15 protein-coding genes and 3 tRNA genes are annotated in these 18906 nt (G+C 67.9%); 2 read left to right on the forward strand and 16 right to left on the reverse strand.

What is annotated here, in order from left to right; translation table 11 throughout:
• Positions 1 to 33: 33 nt before the first annotated feature.
• From ACZ4WQ_RS41345 to ACZ4WQ_RS41390, 10 genes are all read right to left on the reverse strand, one after another.
• Positions 34 to 3933, reverse strand: coding sequence for a DNA-directed RNA polymerase subunit beta' (locus ACZ4WQ_RS41345; RefSeq protein WP_311726638.1), 3900 nt, complete (start codon positions 3931 to 3933; stop codon positions 34 to 36).
• Positions 3934 to 4034: 101 nt separating this feature from the next.
• Positions 4035 to 7517 carry a DNA-directed RNA polymerase subunit beta gene (gene rpoB, locus ACZ4WQ_RS41350; RefSeq protein WP_311726637.1) on the reverse strand — a complete coding sequence of 1161 codons (3483 nt, stop codon included), beginning with the start codon at positions 7515 to 7517 and terminating at the stop codon, positions 4035 to 4037.
• 588 nt (positions 7518 to 8105) lie between these two features.
• Entirely contained in the window at positions 8106 to 8492 is a 387-nt protein-coding gene (gene rplL / locus ACZ4WQ_RS41355; RefSeq protein ID WP_311726636.1) for a 50S ribosomal protein L7/L12, read from the reverse strand.
• A 78-nt stretch (positions 8493 to 8570) separates the two neighbouring features.
• Entirely contained in the window at positions 8571 to 9128 is a 558-nt protein-coding gene (gene rplJ, locus ACZ4WQ_RS41360; protein ID WP_311726635.1) for a 50S ribosomal protein L10, read from the reverse strand.
• Positions 9129 to 9408: 280 nt separating this feature from the next.
• A complete protein-coding gene (locus ACZ4WQ_RS41365) occupies positions 9409 to 10290 on the reverse strand; it encodes an SCO4651 family lipoprotein (RefSeq protein ID WP_468022809.1) in 882 nt (293 codons plus the stop codon).
• 186 nt (positions 10291 to 10476) lie between these two features.
• The gene (rplA, locus tag ACZ4WQ_RS41370; RefSeq protein WP_311726633.1) at positions 10477 to 11193 is read right to left on the reverse strand and encodes a 50S ribosomal protein L1; all 717 of its coding nucleotides are present in this window, start codon (positions 11191 to 11193) and stop codon (positions 10477 to 10479) included.
• Positions 11194 to 11270: 77 nt separating this feature from the next.
• Positions 11271 to 11705: a 50S ribosomal protein L11 gene (rplK, locus tag ACZ4WQ_RS41375; protein WP_030412999.1), complete on the reverse strand. Its 435-nt coding sequence runs from the start codon at positions 11703 to 11705 to the stop codon at positions 11271 to 11273.
• 160 nt (positions 11706 to 11865) lie between these two features.
• Entirely contained in the window at positions 11866 to 12723 is an 858-nt protein-coding gene (gene nusG, locus ACZ4WQ_RS41380; RefSeq protein WP_311726632.1) for a transcription termination/antitermination protein NusG, read from the reverse strand.
• A gap of 79 nt (positions 12724 to 12802) precedes the next feature.
• Entirely contained in the window at positions 12803 to 13093 is a 291-nt protein-coding gene (gene secE, locus ACZ4WQ_RS41385) for a preprotein translocase subunit SecE (RefSeq protein ID WP_311726631.1), read from the reverse strand.
• Between the two features lie 109 nt (positions 13094 to 13202).
• Positions 13203 to 13275: transfer RNA gene (locus tag ACZ4WQ_RS41390), tRNA-Trp, on the reverse strand.
• Positions 13276 to 13457: 182 nt separating this feature from the next.
• On the opposite strand from ACZ4WQ_RS41390, the gene ACZ4WQ_RS41395 reads away from it, so the two are divergent.
• Together ACZ4WQ_RS41395 and ACZ4WQ_RS41400 are read left to right on the forward strand one after the other, a co-directional pair.
• On the forward strand, positions 13458 to 14696 hold the full coding sequence (locus ACZ4WQ_RS41395) for a pyridoxal phosphate-dependent aminotransferase (RefSeq protein ID WP_311726630.1): 1239 nt from the start codon (positions 13458 to 13460) through the stop codon (positions 14694 to 14696).
• A gap of 187 nt (positions 14697 to 14883) precedes the next feature.
• Positions 14884 to 15900 carry an adenosine deaminase gene (locus tag ACZ4WQ_RS41400; RefSeq protein WP_385347815.1) on the forward strand — a complete coding sequence of 339 codons (1017 nt, stop codon included), beginning with the start codon at positions 14884 to 14886 and terminating at the stop codon, positions 15898 to 15900.
• Positions 15901 to 15915: 15 nt separating this feature from the next.
• Here ACZ4WQ_RS41400 and ACZ4WQ_RS41405 read toward each other — a convergent pair whose 3' ends face one another.
• The 6 genes from ACZ4WQ_RS41405 to ACZ4WQ_RS41430 all read right to left on the reverse strand — a co-directional run bounded on the left by ACZ4WQ_RS41405 (position 15916) and on the right by ACZ4WQ_RS41430 (position 18783).
• A complete protein-coding gene (locus ACZ4WQ_RS41405) occupies positions 15916 to 16971 on the reverse strand; it encodes a UDP-N-acetylmuramate dehydrogenase (protein WP_311726628.1) in 1056 nt (351 codons plus the stop codon).
• A 290-nt stretch (positions 16972 to 17261) separates the two neighbouring features.
• On the reverse strand, positions 17262 to 17696 hold the full coding sequence (locus tag ACZ4WQ_RS41410; protein ID WP_398377134.1) for a MaoC family dehydratase: 435 nt from the start codon (positions 17694 to 17696) through the stop codon (positions 17262 to 17264).
• Positions 17693 to 18196, reverse strand: coding sequence for a MaoC family dehydratase N-terminal domain-containing protein (locus ACZ4WQ_RS41415; protein ID WP_311726626.1), 504 nt, complete (start codon positions 18194 to 18196; stop codon positions 17693 to 17695). The genes ACZ4WQ_RS41410 and ACZ4WQ_RS41415 overlap by 4 nt, the downstream gene beginning before the upstream one ends.
• A 138-nt stretch (positions 18197 to 18334) precedes the next feature.
• Positions 18335 to 18499 (reverse strand): 50S ribosomal protein L33, encoded by a 165-nt coding sequence (gene rpmG, locus ACZ4WQ_RS41420; RefSeq protein WP_065962933.1) that lies wholly within the window; start codon positions 18497 to 18499, stop codon positions 18335 to 18337.
• A gap of 83 nt (positions 18500 to 18582) precedes the next feature.
• Positions 18583 to 18655, reverse strand: a tRNA-Met gene (locus ACZ4WQ_RS41425).
• A gap of 55 nt (positions 18656 to 18710) precedes the next feature.
• Positions 18711 to 18783, reverse strand: a tRNA-Thr gene (locus tag ACZ4WQ_RS41430).
• Positions 18784 to 18906 lie beyond the last annotated feature (123 nt).

Genomic DNA, 18906 nt, shown 5'->3' on the forward strand with positions numbered 1-18906 from the left:
CGCAGGTCAGGACCGGTTTTACCGGCCTGGAACCTACTGGTTGTACGGACCGTAGTCGTAGTCCTCCAGCGGGACCGCCTGGCCGGAGCCCGTGCCGAAGGGCGAGTAGTCGATGTCGTCGTAACCGACGGCCGAGTACATCGCGGCCTTCGCCTCCTCGGTCGGCTCGACCCGGATGTTGCGGTAGCGGGACAGGCCCGTACCGGCCGGGATGAGCTTACCGATGATCACGTTCTCCTTGAGGCCGATCAGGGAGTCCGACTTGGCGTTGATCGCCGCGTCGGTGAGCACCCGGGTCGTCTCCTGGAAGGACGCCGCCGACAGCCACGACTCGGTCGCCAGCGAGGCCTTGGTGATACCCATCAGCTGCGGACGGCCGGAGGCCGGGTGGCCGCCTTCCTGGACCACACGACGGTTCTCGGACTCGAAGCGCGAGCGCTCCACGAGCTCGCCCGGCAGCAGCTCCGCGTCGCCGGACTCGATGATCGTCACGCGGCGCAGCATCTGCCGGATGATGATCTCGATGTGCTTGTCGTGGATCGACACACCCTGCGAGTTGTAGACCTTCTGGACCTCGCCGACCAGGTGCACCTGGACGGCGCGCTGGCCGAGGATGCGCAGCACGTCGTGCGGGTTGACCGCACCGAGGGTCAGCGGCTGGCCGACCTCGACGTGGTCGCCCTCGCCCACCAGCAGACGGGCTCGCTTGGAGACGCCGTAAGCCGTCTCGTCCGAGCCGTCGTCCGGAGTGACGACGACCTTCTTGGTCTTCTCGGTCTCCTCGATCCGGACGCGGCCGGCCGCCTCCGAGATCGGGGCGACACCCTTGGGCGTACGGGCCTCGAAGAGCTCGACGACACGCGGCAGACCCTGGGTGATGTCGTCACCGGCCACACCACCGGTGTGGAAGGTCCGCATCGTCAGCTGGGTGCCGGGCTCACCGATGGACTGGGCGGCGATGATGCCGACCGCCTCGCCGATGTCCACCAGCTTGCCGGTCGCCAGCGAGCGGCCGTAGCAGTAGGCACAGGTGCCCACGGCGGACTCGCAGGTGAGGACCGAGCGGGTCTTGACCGTCTCCACGCCGTGCCGCACGAGCTGGTCGATGAGCACATCGCCCAGGTCGACGTTGGCCGGCGCGATGACCTTGCCGTCCACGACGACGTCCTCGGCGAGCATGCGCGCGTACACGCTGGTCTCGACGTCGTCGGTCTTGCGCAGCACGCCGTCGGCGCCCTTGGTCGCGATCGCGAGCTTCAGACCACGCTCGGTGCCGCAGTCCTCCTCGCGGATGATCACGTCCTGCGAGACGTCCACCAGACGACGGGTCAGGTAACCCGAGTCGGCGGTACGCAGGGCGGTGTCCGCGAGACCCTTACGGGCACCGTGGGTGGAGATGAAGTACTCCAGCACGGACAGACCCTCACGGAACGACGCCTTGATGGGCCGCGGGATGGTCTCGTTCTTCGCGTTGGACACCAGACCACGCATACCGGCGATCTGACGCATCTGCATCATGTTTCCGCGCGCGCCCGAGTCGACCATCATGAAGATCGGGTTGGTCTTCGGGAAGTTCGCGTTCATCGCCTCGGCAACCTCGTTGGTCGCCTTGGTCCAGATCGCGATCAGCTCCTGGGTGCGCTCGTCCTTGGTGATCAGACCACGCTCGTACTGCTTCTGGACCTTCTCGTCCTGCGCCTCGTAGCCCTCGATGATGGCCTTCTTGGCCTCGGGCACGACCACGTCGGAGATGGCGACGGTGACACCGGAGCGGGTGGCCCAGTGGAAACCGGACGCCTTCAGGTTGTCCAGCGTCGCCGCGACGATGACCTTGGGGTAGCGCTCGGCGAGGTCGTTGACGATCTCGGAGAGCTGCTTCTTGCCCACCGAGTAGTCGACGAACGGGTAGTCCTCGGGCAGCAGCTCGTTGAAGAGCGCGCGGCCCAGCGTGGTGCGCAGCCGGAAGCTGTCACCCGGCGTCCAGGCGGGCTCGCCCTCTTCCGGAACCGGCGGGGTCCAGCCGCGCGGCGGGACGGTGCCGATCGGGAAGCGGATGTCGATCTTCGCCTGGAGCGAGAGCTCCCGGGCGTCGAACGCCATGATCGCCTCGGCGGCCGAGGCGAAGGACCGCCCCTCACCGATGACCTCGCGCTCCTCCTCGTCGGTGGTGAGGAAGAAGAGGCCGAGCACCATGTCCTGGGTGGGCATGGTCACCGGGCGGCCGTCGGCCGGCTTGAGGATGTTGTTCGAGGACAGCATCAGGATGCGGGCCTCGGCCTGGGCCTCCGCGGACAGCGGCAGGTGCACGGCCATCTGGTCACCGTCGAAGTCCGCGTTGAACGCGGTGCAGACGAGCGGGTGAATCTGAATGGCCTTGCCCTCGACCAGCTGCGGCTCGAAGGCCTGGATGCCCAGGCGGTGCAGGGTCGGCGCACGGTTCAGCAGCACCGGGTGCTCGGCGATGACCTCTTCGAGCACGTCGTACACGACCGTGCGGCCGCGCTCGACCATGCGCTTGGCCGACTTGATGTTCTGCGCGTGGTTCAGGTCCACCAGGCGCTTCATCACGAACGGCTTGAAGAGCTCCAGCGCCATGGCCTTGGGTAGACCGCACTGGTGCAGCTTGAGCTGCGGGCCGACGACGATGACCGAACGGGCCGAGTAGTCGACTCGCTTACCGAGCAGGTTCTGACGGAAACGACCCTGCTTGCCCTTCAGCATGTCGCTGAGGGACTTCAGCGGGCGGTTACCGGGGCCGGTCACCGGGCGACCGCGGCGGCCGTTGTCGAACAGCGCGTCGACGGCCTCCTGGAGCATCCGCTTCTCGTTGTTCACGATGATCTCGGGGGCACCGAGGTCAAGGAGACGCTTGAGGCGGTTGTTGCGGTTGATGACGCGGCGGTACAGGTCGTTCAGGTCGGAGGTCGCGAAGCGGCCACCGTCCAGCTGCACCATCGGACGCAGGTCCGGCGGGATCACCGGGATGCAGTCCAGCACCATGCCGTTGGGGCTGTTGCGGGTCTGGAGGAAGGCGGAGACGACCTTGAGGCGCTTGAGCGCACGGGTCTTCTTCTGGCCCTTGCCGGTCCGGATGATCTCGCGGAGGCGCTCGGCCTCCTCGTCGAGGTCGAAGGACTCCAGGCGCTTCTGAAGCGCGGCGGCGCCCATGCCACCCATGAAGTACGTGCCGAAGCGGTCACGCAGCTCGCGGTAGAGCAGCTCGTCGCCCTCCAGGTCCTGGACCTTGAGGTTCTTGAAGCGGTTCCACACCTCGTCGAGACGGTCGATCTCGCGCTGGGCGCGGTCGCGCAGCTGCTTCATCTCGCGCTCGGCGCCCTCGCGCACCTTGCGGCGCACATCGGCCTTGGCGCCCTCGGCCTCCAGCTCGGCGAGGTCCGCCTCGAGCTTCTTGGCGCGAGCCTCCAGGTCGGCGTCGCGGCGCTGCTCGATCTGCTGGCGCTCGACGGAGACATGGGCCTCCAGCGAGGGCAGGTCGCGCGTGCGGCGCTCGTCGTCCACCCACGTGATCATGTAGGCGGCGAAGTAGATGACCTTCTCGAGGTCCTTCGGGGCGAGGTCGAGCAGGTAGCCCAGACGCGACGGAACGCCCTTGAAGTACCAGATGTGGGTGACGGGAGCGGCCAGCTCGATGTGGCCCATCCGCTCACGGCGCACCTTGGCGCGGGTGACCTCGACGCCACAGCGCTCACAGATGATGCCCTTGAAGCGGACGCGCTTGTACTTTCCGCAGTAGCACTCCCAGTCCCGGGTCGGACCGAAGATCTTCTCGCAGAAGAGTCCGTCCTTTTCGGGCTTCAGGGTGCGGTAGTTGATGGTCTCCGGCTTCTTGACCTCACCGTGGGACCACTGACGGATGTCGTCAGCAGTGGCGAGGCCGATCCGCAGCTCGTCGAAGAAGTTGACGTCGAGCACTTGTCGTCAATCCCTCTTTCAGGGTCGTGTCTTCGGGTCTGACTGGGGGTCCGGGGAGAGACCGGGGCGAGGGGTGGAGTCCTGCGCCCCGGTCAGACCCGTCAGACCTCTTCGACGCTGCTCGGCTCGCGCCGCGACAGGTCGATACCGAGCTCCTCCGCAGCGCGGAAGACGTCCTCGTCGGTGTCGCGCATCTCGATGGACATGCCGTCGGACGACAGCACCTCCACGTTGAGGCACAGGGACTGCATCTCCTTGATGAGGACCTTGAAGGACTCAGGGATGCCGGGCTCGGGGATGTTCTCGCCCTTGACGATGGCCTCGTAGACCTTCACACGGCCGGTGACGTCGTCGGACTTGATGGTCAGCAGCTCCTGGAGGGCGTACGCGGCGCCGTAAGCCTCCAGCGCCCACACCTCCATCTCACCGAAGCGCTGGCCACCGAACTGAGCCTTACCGCCCAGCGGCTGCTGGGTGATCATCGAGTACGGACCGGTGGAGCGGGCGTGCAGCTTGTCGTCCACCAGGTGGTGCAGCTTGAGGATGTACATGTAGCCGACGGAGATCGGGTCCGGGAACGGCTCGCCGGAGCGGCCGTCGAACATCCGGGCCTTGCCGGACGACTGGACCAGGCGGTCGCCGTCGCGGTTCGGGATCGTCGAGTCGAAGAGACCGGAGATCTCGTCCTCGCGGGCGCCGTCGAAGACCGGGGTCGCGACATTGGTGCCCGGAGCCACCTCGTCGGCGCCGATCGCCTTCAGCCGCTGCATCCAGTCCTCGGAGCCTTCGACCTTCCAGCCGCGGGAGGCCAGCCAGCCGAGGTGGATCTCGAGGACCTGTCCCGGGTTCATCCGGGACGGGACGCCCAGCGGGTTGAGGATGATGTCGACCGGGGTGCCGTCCTCCAGGAACGGCATGTCCTCGACCGGCAGGATCTTGGAGATGACGCCCTTGTTGCCGTGGCGGCCGGCGAGCTTGTCACCGTCGGTGATCTTGCGCTTCTGCGCCACGTAGACGCGGACCAGCTGGTTCACGCCCGGGGGCAGCTCGTCGCCCTCCTCGCGGTCGAAGACGCGCACGCCGATGACCTTGCCAGTCTCGCCGTGCGGCACCTTCAGCGAGGTGTCACGGACCTCACGGGCCTTCTCACCGAAGATCGCGCGCAGCAGGCGCTCCTCCGGGGTCAGCTCGGTCTCACCCTTCGGGGTGACCTTGCCGACCAGGATGTCGCCGGCGATGACCTCGGCGCCGATGCGGATGATGCCGCGCTCGTCGAGGTCGGCCAGGACCTCCTCGGAGACGTTCGGGATGTCCCGGGTGATCTCCTCGGGGCCGAGCTTGGTGTCACGGGCGTCGACCTCGTGCTCCTCGATGTGGATCGAGGAGAGGACGTCGTCCTGCACCAGACGCTGGCTGAGGATGATCGCGTCCTCGTAGTTGTGGCCCTCCCACGGCATGAACGCCACGAGCAGGTTCTTGCCGAGCGCCATCTCGCCGTCCTCGGTGGACGGGCCGTCGGCCAGCACCTGGCCGGCGATCACGCGGGCGCCCTCGTCCACGACCACCTTCTGGTTGAAGGAGGTGCCCTGGTTCGAGCGGGAGAACTTGGCCACGCGGTAGGTGGTGTAGGTGCCGTCGTCGTTGGCCACCGTCACGTAGTCGGCGGAGACCTCCTGGACGACACCGTCCTTGTCGGCCTTGATGACGTCGCCGGCGTCGACCGCACAGCGGTACTCCATGCCGGTGCCGACCAGCGGGGACTCCGCCTTGATCAGCGGCACGGCCTGGCGCATCATGTTCGATCCCATGAGCGCGCGGTTGGCGTCGTCGTGCTCCAGGAAGGGGATCATCGCGGTCGCGACCGACACCATCTGGCGCGGCGAGACGTCCATGTAGTCGACGTCGTCGCCGGGGATGTAGTCGACCTCGCCGCCACGGCGGCGGACCAGGACGCGGTTCTCGGCGAAGTGCAGGTCGTCCGTCAGCGGCGCGTTGGCCTGCGCGATGACGAAGCGGTCCTCTTCGTCGGCCGTCAGGTAGTCGACGTCGTCGGTGACGACACCGTCGACGACCTTGCGGTACGGGGTCTCGATGAAACCGAACGCGTTGACCCGGCCGTACGAGGCGAGCGAGCCGATCAGACCGATGTTCGGGCCTTCGGGCGTCTCGATCGGGCACATGCGGCCGTAGTGCGACGGGTGCACGTCACGGACCTCGAAGCCCGCCCGCTCACGGGACAGACCACCGGGGCCCAGGGCGTTCAGACGGCGCTTGTGGGTCAGACCCGACAGCGGGTTCGTCTGGTCCATGAACTGCGACAGCTGGCTGGTGCCGAAGAACTCCTTGATGGAGGCGACGACCGGCCGGATGTTGATCAGGGTCTGCGGCGTGATCGCCTCGACGTCCTGAGTCGTCATGCGCTCGCGGACGACGCGCTCCATACGGGCCAGACCCGTGCGGACCTGGTTCTGGATCAGCTCGCCGACGTTACGGATACGACGGTTGCCGAAGTGGTCGATGTCGTCGGTCTCGACGACCACGCTCTGGCCGTTGTCGCCGACGGTCTCGGTCTCACCGGCGTGCAGCTTCACCAGGTACTTGATCGAGGCGATGACGTCCTCGACCGTCAGGACGCCCGCGTCCAGCGGAGCGGCCGAACCCAGCTTCTTGTTGACCTTGTAGCGGCCGACCTTCGCGAGGTCGTAGCGCTTCGGGTTGAAGTAGAGGTTCTCGAGCAGCGTCTGCGCGGCCTCACGCGTCGGGGGCTCGCCCGGGCGCAGCTTGCGGTAGATGTCGAGCAGCGCGTCGTCCTGCCCCTGGGTGTGGTCCTTCTCCAGGGTGGCGCGCATGGACTCGTACTCGCCGAACTCCTCCAGGATCTGCTCGGTCGTCCAGCCGAGCGCCTTCAGGAGGACGGTGACGGACTGCTTGCGCTTGCGGTCGATACGCACACCGACCATGTCGCGCTTGTCGATCTCCATCTCCAGCCAGGCACCCCGGGACGGGATGACCTTGACGGAGAAGATGTCCTTGTCGGAGGTCTTGTCGATGGAGGAGTCGAAGTAGACACCCGGCGAGCGGACCAGCTGCGAGACGACGACACGCTCGGTGCCGTTGATGCAGAAGGTGCCCTTGTCGGTCATGAGCGGGAAGTCGCCCATGAAGACCGTCTGGGACTTGATCTCACCGGTCTCGTTGTTGGTGAACTCGGCCGTGACGAAGAGCGGAGCCGCGTACGTGAAGTCGCGCTCCTTGCACTCGTCGATCGAGTTCTTCGGGGGCTCGAAGCGGTGATCACGGAAGGTCAGGGACATCGACCCGGAGAAGTCCTCGATCGGGGAGATCTCCTCGAAGATCTCTTCCAGACCGGACTTGGTGGGGACGTCCTGACCGCTGTCCAGCGCAGCCTCGACGCGAGCCTTCCACGCGGCATTGCCGAGCAGCCAATCGAAGCTCTCGGTCTGCAGCGCGAGGAGGTTCGGAACCTCGAGAGGCTCCTTGATCTTCGCAAATGAGATGCGCAGCGGGGCGGTGCTGGCGCCGTTGTTCGTATTGGCAGTCGAGGCGTTGCGCGAGGCGGCCAAGAGGGGGTCCTTCCGAGGGCTCGGACTCACTACGCGCGTGCCGGTCCCACCTCAAGCCATGGAGGAAATCCCTGGTCAGAGAGATTTTCTCGGCCGTGCTCTAGGGTGGGCATGCCCCTGGTGACGGGCAGGAGGCAGCTAACAGGCAGCGCAAAGGGTCAGTGTAGCCACTTGGCACACTGATGTCCAGCTCCGAGTTTCTGAGACCGGCAGAGCCAATCTCTCCCTCCGCTGAGGGGGCCGCTCCCCCTCGTTGTCTTCTCGTTGTTTTCGAACGCCTGCAGCCGACCATGCGCCTCAGGCGCATATCGATACTGCCCGCTTCGCCGACGATCCATGCCTCGGACTTGGATCGGTGTGACGTCGCGTCCTGAGAATTGCGCGCTGCGTGCCGTTCGTCAAGGCCCCCCACTCCGGCGAGATCGTCACAGGGCGTGGCGGCGGGCAACGAAGATCACCATACCCGCAGGGACCGACAAGGCAACGCAGCCGTCACGGAAGCGCCGAAGGGCGACCACCCCAACGGGTGATCGCCCTCACGGAACGGAGCGGGTCAGCGGGCCCGGCAGGGCCCCTGAACCCCTCGGGTCACTTGACCTCGACGGAGGCGCCGGCGCCCTTGAGGGACTCGGCGGCCTTCTCGGCCTGCTCCTTGTTGACCTTCTCCAGGACCGGCTTCGGGGTGCCGTCGACGAGGTCCTTGGCCTCCTTCAGACCCAGCGAGGTCAGCTCACGCACGACCTTGATGACCTGGATCTTCTTCTCTCCGGCGCCGGTGAGGATGACGTCGAACTCGTCCTTCTCCGGCTCGGCCTCGGCCGCGGCACCCGGGGCACCCGGGGCGATGGCGACGGCGGCCGGGGCGGCGGCGGTGACGTCGAACTTCTCCTCGAAGGCCTTCACGAACTCGGAGAGCTCGATGAGGGTCATGCCCTCGAACTGCGCGAGCAGGTCGTCCTGGCTGAGCTTCGCCATGATGGCGGTCCTTCCACTAAGTCGGCTGGTGCCGGATGTACATGTCGGCGGGCGCGGGCCCGCTGGGCAGCGGGAGAGTTACTCCGCGGCCTCGGCGGGAGCCGGCTCGCCGGCACCGCCCTGCTCTTCCTTCTTGACGCGAAGCGCCTCCGCGGTGCGGACGAACTTCGACGGGAGCGCCTGGAAGAGCGCCGCAGCCTGGGACTGCTTGCCCTTCATGGCGCCCGCCAGCTTGGCGAGCAGCACCTCGCGGGACTCGAGGTCCGCGAGCTTCTTGATCTCGTCAGCGGACAGCGCCTTGCCGTCAAGGACACCGCCCTTGATGACGAGAGCGGGGTTGTCCTTGGCGAAGTCACGAAGACCCTTCGCCGCCTCGACCGGGTCACCGGTCACGAAGGCGACGGCCGACGAACCCGCGAACAGGTCGTCGAGCGTGGTGATCCCGGCCTCGTTGGCCGCGATCTTGGTCAGCGTGTTCTTCACCACACGGTACTGAGCGTTCTCACCGAGCGAACGGCGCAGCTCCTTGAGCTGTGCCACGGTGAGACCGGTGTACGCGGTCACGAGAGCAGCGTTGGAGTTACGGAACTTGTCCGTCATCTCCTCGACGGCCGCGACCTTGTCAGGCCTCGCCATGAGCCTCGGCCTCCTTCCGGGTGATGAGGACCGCATCGGTTGGGAAAGGAGGCTGAACAAAACGAAACGCCCCGGCGCAGGCGCTCGGGGCGTGACTCGACCGTAAGGGCCAGGCGGGCCCGATCGGGAGTCAATCCACAATCACCTGCGCAGGTCGTCCGCAGCTAGCGGATCCTTCGGCCGCCGCACCCCTTGCGGGAGCGCAGCAGCGACCAGCGGTCTTTGGCTTCTGTAGAAGGCTACGCGAACGGGCCGCGGCCAGGCAAATCGGCTCCGGGGGTCAGCTCTGCTGGGCCAGGGCGTCCTCGAAGTTCATGGTGTCCGAGGCCGGCGGCTCCTCGACGGTGACCTTGGTGCCGTAGTCCGAGTAGAAGACCGTCGAGTCGTACTTCCCGTTGTTGCTCTCGGCCTGCTCCCGCTTCTTGACCAGGAGGTTGTCACCGTCGATCCACAGGTCGATGGTCTCGGTCTCCATGCCCGAGGTCTCCAGCTGCTTCTGAAGGGCCTCGAGGTCCGACTGGGAGAGGTCCTTGGACTGCATCTTGGCCAGCTCCGAGACCTCCACGGTGCCGGTGTAGTGCGTCGCCTTGACGCCCTTGACCGTCTCCGTGCCCACGCTCTTGACCTTGCCGGTGGCGATCAGCAGCTGCACCGAACGCGCCGGGTCGGTGTTCTGCATCTGGTCCTTGAGGAACTCACCGGAGGCGCCGGCCTGCTTGGCCAGGGTGTCGTAGTCGTACTTCATCCAGTGCTTGCCGCCGGCCTGCGCCGCGAACTCGGGGCCGAGGTTCATGAACATCGCGTCGGGGGTGTAGCGCGCCTGCATGGGCTTGCCGGCCAGCGGCGAGGACTCGACGGCCCCGCCCTTCTGCGTGATGGTCATGTTGGCGTGCATGCCGTTCGCCCAGTCCATCGCGCCGGACATGGTCGAGTTCTGCGTGCCCATCTGCGTGGTGCCCTCGACCTTGGCCGAGTGCTGCTGGTCGGTCTGCTTCGACGCGAGCTTCAGCGCGGCCAGCGGGCTGCCTGCCGCCTCCTTGGCCTTGTCCGAGGACGACTTGTCGCTGTCGCCCTTGTCACCCCCACAGGCGGTCAGGCCGGCCACCAGGACCACACCACTGAGCACCGCCGCGCACCGAGCACCAAATCGAGTACCGCGCACAGGTCCCCCTATGTCTTTGCTTCTTATTTATCTTTTACGACTGCTGTGACTGTATATGACGGGACGCTCAACGCCGCGAGCCGGGTTCCCGCACTTCACAGGGGAAGTACGGGAACCCGGCTCGCGGGAGTGCCACGCCGTCTCGGACGGCGCTCAGAGCGCGCTCAGAACACGTTCAGCACGTGCTCAGACGGCCTCTTCCTCGACCAGCAGGTTGCGGGTGCGGTTGGCGTCCAGCGGGATGCCAGGGCCCATCGTGGTGGTCAGGGTCGCCTTCTTGATGTAGCGGCCCTTCGCGGCGGACGGCTTGAGACGGTTGATCTCCTCCAGCGCCGCGGCGTAGTTCTCCACCAGCTTGGCCTCGTCGAAGGAGACCTTGCCGATGATGAAGTGCAGGTTCGAGTGCTTGTCGACGCGGAACTCGATCTTGCCGCCCTTGATCTCGGTGACGGCCTTGGCCACGTCGGGGGTGACGGTGCCGGTCTTCGGGTTCGGCATCAGACCACGCGGACCGAGCACCCGGCCCAGGCGGCCGACCTTGCCCATGAGGTCCGGGGTGGCGACGACGGCGTCGAAGTCCAGCCGGCCCTTGGAAACCTCGTCGATGAGCTCGTCGGAGCCGACGATGTCGGCGCCGGCGGCCTCCGCGGCCGCAGCACGGTCACCGGTCGCGAAGACCAGGACCCGGGCGGTCTTACCGGTGCCGTGCGGAAGGTTCACGGTGCCGCGGACCATCTGGTCGGCCTTGCGCGGGTCGACACCCAGGCGCATGGCCACCTCGACGGTCGCATCGAACTTCGACGCGGAAGTGTCCTTCGCGAGCCGGACGGCCTCGAGCGGGGCGTACACGCGCTCCCGGTCGATCTTGGCGTCCGCGCTGCGGAAAGTCTTGCTGCGCTTCACTGCTGCTCCTGATGAAATTCGTGTGGAGTCGTGGTCCGGGCCGCGCTCGGCCCTGCCACGGCGGTGCTACGGGGGTGTCAGCCCTCGACCGTGATGCCCATGGAACGGGCGGTGCCGGCGATGATCTTCTCGGCGGCGTCCAGGTCGTTGGCGTTCAGGTCGGGCATCTTGGTGGTGGCGATGTCGCGGACCTGGTCGCGGGTGATCTTGGCGACCTTGGTCTTGTGCGGCTCGCCGGAGCCCTTCTCCACACCTGCGGCCTTGAGGATCAGCTTGGCGGCCGGCGGAGTCTTGGTGACGAAGGTGAAGGAACGGTCCTCGTAGACCGTGATCTCCACCGGCACGACCATGCCGCGCTGCGACTCGGTCGCGGCGTTGTAGGCCTTGCAGAACTCCATGATGTTGACGCCGTGCTGACCCAGCGCGGGGCCGACCGGCGGGGCCGGGTTCGCGGCGCCGGCCTGGATCTGGAGCTTGATCAGCCCCGTGACCTTCTTCTTCTTGGGAGGCATGCTCTCTCCGGGTCCTATGAGAGGTGGTTCGCCCCCGAACCGGTTTCGTCCGGATGGAGGCATACCGCACAACAATAACGGGTATACCTGTGCGGCCTAAAACCGAGCAGGTCAGACCGGCTGCGAAAGCCCGTCTGACCTGATCGGAAGGTTCGTATGGTCAGTTCTTCTGGATCTGGTCGAAGCTCAGCTCGACCGGGGTCTCCCGGCCGAAGATCTCCACCAGGCCCTTGACCTTCTTCGAGTCGGCGTTGATCTCGTTGATCGTCGCCTGGAGCGTCGCGAAGGGGCCGTCGGTGACCGTGACCGAGTCGCCCACCTCGAAGTCCAGCACCTGGACCTCGACCTTGCGGCTCGGCGCCGGCAGGCCCGCCTCCTCGGCGGCGGCCTTGGCGGCCTTCTCCTCGGCCTCCGGGGCGAGCATCTTGACGATCTCGTCCAGGGTCAGCGGGTACGGGTCGTACGCGTTGCCCACGAAGCCGGTGACACCCGGGGTGTTCCGGACCACGCCCCAGGACTCGTTCGTCAGGTCCATGCGCACCAGCACATAGCCGGGGAGCTTGTTCTGGCGCACGGTGCGGCGGTCGCCGTTCTTGATCTGGACGACCTCTTCCTGCGGCACCTCGGCCTGGAAGATGTAGTCCTCGACGTTCAGCGACACGGCGCGCTGCTCGAGGTTGGTCTTCACGCGGTTCTCGTACCCCGCGTAGGTGTGGATGACGTACCACTCGCCGGGGAGGGTACGCAGCTCCTCGCGCAGCGCCTCGACCGGGTCGACCGCTGCCTCTTCTTCAACCTCTTCAGCCTCTTCGGCCGCTTCTGCGTCGGCCTCGGCGGCTTCCTCGGCCCCCAGGACAGCGGCCTCGTCCTCGACGCGGACCGCGGCCTTCTCGGCCGACTCTCCCGCCTCAGCGTCCGCAGCCTCGGCCTGGTCCTCATCGGCAGCCTCGACGATGTCGAGCTCGTCCTCGACGGACTCGACGGCCTCGGCGGCCTTGTTCAGGTTCGGGTCAGACACGGTGGCTGCTTCTTCCTGGCTTCAAGGTGGTGGAACGTGCGAAAGGGGCAACTCGGAAACAGCGCCACCCTTCGAGGGCTCAGCCGAAGACGTACTTGATGGCTTGGTTGAACCCATAGTCAATCACGGTAACGATGCCGATCATGATGAGCACAAAGACGATCACCACAGTGGTGTACGTCGAAAGCTGGCCACGCGTGGGCCACACGACCTTGCGCAGCTCAGCGATGATCTGGCGGTAGAAGAGCGCGAGCCTGCCGAGGGGGCCCTTCTTCGCCCGCTTTCCACCACGGCGGCCCTTCTTGGCCGCCACCTCGTCCTCGGGACGGCCGCTCTCAGGCGTCGCGGTGGAGCCTAGGGCTTCCGTCACTCGTCCTCACCTGAATCCGGGTCGTGGCCGTGCCGCGTCCGGCCGGCCGCACAGCGGTGCATTCATTACTCACTACGCGCGCACGCACCTTGAAAAACGTGCGTGGTAGCAGGGCCGGAGGGACTTGAACCCCCAACCGCTGGTTTTGGAGACCAGTGCTCTACCAATTGAGCTACGACCCTTTGCGGCTCCACCCAACCTACCGCATCCACCCGGCTCCATGGAGTGCGCGGGACGGAACGGCTGTTGAGCGGCCAACGACGGATGAGTGTACGTGGTCCGGGGCCGGGCGTCGAACGAATAGCCCTCATGGCGCCCGGAAACCCGCGTGCCGCCGTATTCGGCGGTCTGGGACCATGCACCTATGACCGCTGCTTCTCCCCATGCACAGTCCCCGACCGAGCGCCGCGTCTCCGCCCGTATCGGGTCGATCTCCGAGTCCGCCACGCTGGCCGTCGACGCCAAGGCCAAGGCCCTCAAGGCCGCCGGGCGCCCGGTGATCGGCTTCGGCGCGGGCGAGCCCGACTTCCCCACGCCCGACTACATCGTCGAGGCCGCCGTGGAGGCCTGCCGCAACCCCAAGTACCACCGCTACACGCCGGCCGGCGGGCTGCCCGAGCTCAAGGCCGCGATCGTCGCGAAGACGCTGCGCGACAGCGGCTACGAGGTCGAGGCGGCGCAGGTGCTGGTGACCAACGGCGGCAAGCAGGCGATCTACGAGGCGTTCGCGGCGATCCTGGACCCGGGTGACGAGGTCATCGTCCCCGCGCCGTACTGGACCACCTACCCCGAGTCGATCCGGCTCGCGGGCGGCGTGCCGGTCGAGGTCGTCGCCGACGAGACCACCGGCTACCGGGTCTCCGTGGAGCAGCTGGAGGCAGCCCGCACCGAGCGCACCAAGGTGGTGCTCTTCGTCTCCCCGTCCAACCCCACGGGCGCCGTCTACTCGCGCGAGCAGGTCGAGGCGATCGGGCGCTGGGCGGCCGAGCACGGGCTGTGGGTGCTCACCGACGAGATCTACGAGCACCTGGTCTACGGGGACGCGGAATTCCACTCGCTCCCGGTCGTGGTGCCCGAGCTGCGGGACAAGTGCATCGTGGTCAACGGCGTGGCGAAGACGTACGCCATGACCGGCTGGCGCGTGGGCTGGGTCATCGGCCCCAAGGACGTCGTCAAGGCCGCGACCAACCTCCAGTCGCACGCCACGTCGAACGTGAGCAATGTCGCACAGGCCGCCGCGCTGGCCGCCGTCTCCGGCGACCTGGAGGCCGTGGCCACGATGCGCCAGGCCTTCGACCGGCGCCGCCGCACCATCGTGCGGATGCTGAACGAGATCGACGGCGTGGAGTGCCCGGAGCCCGAGGGCGCCTTCTACGCCTACCCCTCGGTGAAGGGGCTGGTCGGCAAGGAGATCCGCGGCAAGCGCCCGCAGAGCTCCGTGGAGCTGGCCGAGCTGATCCTGGAGGAGGCCGAGGTCGCGGTCGTCCCGGGTGAGGCCTTCGGCACCCCGGGTTATCTGCGTCTGTCGTACGCGCTGGGCGACGAGGACCTCGTCGAGGGCGTCTCCCGGTTGCAGAAGCTGCTGGGCGAGGCGCGCGCCTGACGGTGCGCTCCCCCGGGCGGGCCGGCCGTGCCTTTGAAAGGCACCCCGGCCCGCCTTCCGCTTTTCCCGGGCTGTCCCGGCCCGGGGCGTGGTGCCGGGCTGCCCGGCACCTCGGATTCATGTGCGGGCAAGGCCCCGTTCGGCGAAAGCGGTACCGGGGCGCGCCGGGGTGGGGCAATATCTCCAGATGGCACGTGACGTACATCTGCTCCCCAAAGCGCATCTGCACCTCCACTTCACCGGCTCGATGCGCCCCGCCACGCTGCTCGAACTGGCCGACAAGTACGGCGTCCACCTGCCGGAGGCACTGAGCGGCGGCGAGCCCCCCAGGCTGCGGGCCACCGACGAGCGCGGCTGGTTCCGGTTCCAGCGGCTGTACGACATCGCGCGGTCCTGTCTGCGCGACGCCGAGGACATCCGGCGGCTGGTGCGCGAGGCCGCCGAGGAGGATGTGCGGGACGGCGCCGGGTGGCTGGAGATCCAGGTCGACCCCACCTCGTACGCCCCTCGGCTCGGCGGCCTGATCCCGGCGATCGAGATCATCCTGGACGCGGTCGAGACCGCCTCCCGGGACACCGGGCTCGGGATGCGCGTGCTGATCGCCGCCAACCGCATGAAGCACCCCCTGGAGGCGCGCACGCTGGCCCGGCTGGCGGTCCGCTACGCCGACCGGGGCGTGATCGGCTTCGGGCTGTCCAACGACGAGCGGCGCGGCCTGGCCCGGGACTTCGACCGGGCCTTCGCCATCGCCCGGGACGGCGGCCTGCTGGCGGCCCCGCACGGCGGCGAGCTGTCGGGTGCCAGCAGCGTCCGCGACTGCCTGGACGACCTCGGCGCGCAGCGGGTGGGCCACGGCGTGCGGGCCGCCGAGGACCCGCGGCTGCTGCGCCGGCTCGCCGAGCGGGGCGTGACCTGCGAGGTGTGCCCGTCCTCGAACGTGGCCCTGGGGGTCTACGAGAAGCCGGAGGACGTGCCGCTGCGCACGCTGTACGAGGCCGGGGTGCCGATGGCGCTGGGCGCCGACGACCCGCTGCTGTTCGGGTCGCGGCTGGCGGCCCAGTACGAGCTGGCACGCGAGCACCACGGCTTCACGGACGCCGAGCTGGCCGAGCTGGCCCGGCAGTCCGTGCGCGGCTCGGCGGCCCCGAAGGACGTGACCGCGCGGCTGCTCGCCGACATCGACGGCTGGCTGGCGGCCGGGTGACCGGGGAAGCGGGCGTCAGAGGCTGACGCCGACCGTCACGGGCTCGTTGACGAGCGTGACGCCGAACGCGGCCTCGACCCCGGCGACGACCTCGCGGGCGAGCGCGAGCAGGTCCTCGGTGGTGGCGGCGCCGCGGTTGGTCAGGGCGAGGGTGTGCTTGGTGGAGATGCGGGCCGGGCCGGTGCCGTAGCCCTTGGCGAAGCCCGCCTTGTCGATCAGCCATGCGGCGGAGGTCTTGATCCGCCCCTCGCCGGCCGGGTAGGCGGGCGGGGTGACGTCGGGGCCCAGGCGCTCGGCGGCGCGGGCCAGGAAGGCCGCGTAGGCGTCCTCGGCCAGGACCGGGTTGGTGAAGAAGGAGCCGGCGGACCAGGTGTCGTGGTCGTCGGGGTCGAGGACCATGCCCTTCCCGGCGCGGAGCTTCAGCACCGTGTCGCGGGCGGTGGCGACGGGCACCCGCTCCCCGACCGCCACGCCGAGGGCGCGGGCGGTCTCCGCGTACTTGACGGGCGCGGACAGGCCGCCCGCGTCCTCCAGCGCGAAGCGCACCCGCAGCACCACATGGCGCTGCGGATCGGCCTTGAAGCGGCTGTGGCGGTAGGCGAAGCCGCAGTCGGCGTTCGGGATGGTCACGACGGTCTCGGCGCGCCGGTCGTAGGCGACGACCTCGGTGATCGTGGCCGAGACCTCCTGGCCGTACGCCCCCACGTTCTGGATCGGGGTCGCCCCCGCGGACCCGGGGATTCCGGCCAGGCACTCGATCCCGGCGAGACCGGCCCGGACCGTACGGGCCACCGCGTCCGACCAGTTCTCGCCCGCGGCCAGCTCCAGCGTGTCGCCGTCGAGGGCGAAGCCGCTGGTCGCGATGCGCAGGGCGGTGCCGTCGAAGCCCTTGTCGGCGATGACCAGGTTGCTGCCGCCGCCTATGACCAGCAGCGGGGTCCCGGCCGCGTCGGCCTCCCGGACCGCCGTGATCACCTCGTCGTCGGTGGTGGCCGTGAGCAGCCGGCCCGCCGGGCCGCCGAGCCGGAAGGTGGTCAAGGGGGCCAGGGGCGCGTCGTGGAGTTCCTGCACGCGCTCAAGAGTAACGACCTGGGGGGCGAGGGGGATCGGGAGAAGGAGCGGCGTCCTGGGGGCACCTCCCAGCGGTAGCTGGGGGAGGACGGTCGCAAGGCGCCGGAAAGCCCTCGTAGCGGAGCTACTAGGGCTTTTTGGCAACGCCGCGAGCGGCCGTGCAGGGCGTCGCGACGCCGATCCCTCTCGCCCCCCAGGTCGTAAGGGGGCGCCCCGGCGGGGCCGGGCGGCGGTGCCGCGGCCCACGGGGCACGGGGCGCGCCTCGCGTATCTCGGGGCCCCTCAGGGCCTCAGGCCAGGCAGACGACGGCGCGGGCCCGGCCCAGCACCTTCTGCCCCGCGCTGGTCGCCACGACGTCCACACGGACCGTACGGGCCTCGTCGTCCAGCTTGGCGGCGACCTTCGCGGTCACCTCGATGACCGCGCCCTTCTCGTCGTTCGGCACGACGACCGGCTTGGTGAAGCGCACCCCGTACTCCAGCACGGCCGCCGGGTCCCCCGCCCAGTCGGTCACCACGCGGCCCGCCTCGGCCATGGTGAACATGCCGTGGGCGATGACGTCGGGGAGGCCGACCTCCTTGGCGAACTTCTCGTTCCAGTGGATCGGGTTGAAGTCGCCGGAGGCGCCCGCGTACTGGACGAGCGCGGCGCGGGTCACCGGGAACTCCTGTCCGGGCAGCTCGGTGCCGACCTCGACGTCGTCGTACGAGACCTTGGCTGTCATCCGTTGTCCTCCGCTGCCTGGGTTTCCTGGGCCGGCGCCGGGGTGTCCCGGGCCTCGACGGCGCGGGCGACGAGGGTCGTGTGGGCGGTCACCACGTGCTCCCCGGCCTCGTCGTGCACCTCGCCGCGGACGGACAGGACGTCGTTGCCGGCCAGCGACTTGATCGAGTCGATCGTCGAGGTGACCGTGAGGCGGTCGCCCGCGCGCACCGGGCGGGTGTAGACGAACCTCTGGTCGCCGTGCACCACCCGGCTGTAGTCCAGGCCCAGCTGCGGGTCCTCGATCACCTGCTCCCCGGCGGCCTTGAAAGTGATCGCGAAGACGAACGTCGGCGGGGCGATCACATCCGGGTGGTCGAATGCCCTGGCCGCCTCCGGATCGGTGTAGACCGGATTGGTGTCGCCGATCGCCTCGGCGAATTCGCGGATCTTCTCCCGGCCGACCTCGTAAGGCGCGGTGGGCGGGTAGGACCGCCCGACGAACGACTGGTCGAGCGCCATCGACTCGGCACCTCCTGCGGTAGTCCTGCGGTTGATGTTGCTGGGGATGTGCTTACGGAACGAAACAAGGCCGCCCCCGCGTATGGGGGGCGACCTTGAATACGGTCTGTGCGGTTCGATCTATCTGATCGTCGCGCTTTATCGCGTCTCGCGGTGCGCGGTGTGCGCGTTGCAACGCGGGCAGTGCTTCTTCAGCTCAAGACGATCCGGGTCGTTACGCCGGTTCTTCTTGGTGATGTAGTTCCGCTCCTTGCACTCCACGCAGGCCAGCGTGATCTTCGGGCGGACGTCGGTGGCAGCCACGTGAGTGCTCCTTGACGAACGGATGGATGAACGCAGAAATAGTAGCCGATCGAAGGACCGACCCCACAATCGGCTACGGTGTGTAGCGGTGACCGGACTTGAACCGGTGACACAGCGATTATGAGCCGCTTGCTCTACCGACTGAGCTACACCGCTTCGATGCGATTGGCCCCCACCCGACCGGAGCCGAGCGGGACACCTCACACATCAGAGCCCCAATACGGAATCGAACCGTAGACCTTCTCCTTACCATGGAGACGCTCTGCCGACTGAGCTATTGGGGCGAGCGATGAAGACATTACACGCTCGGGCGCCGAAGGTGAAATCCGTATCCGGGCGTCGTCACGGTCCGCCACCGCCCGCTCAGGCACCACACCGGTACGACTATTCGGCTCCTCCCGGAAGCC

This window comes from Streptomyces sp. NPDC028305, assembly GCF_055569495.1.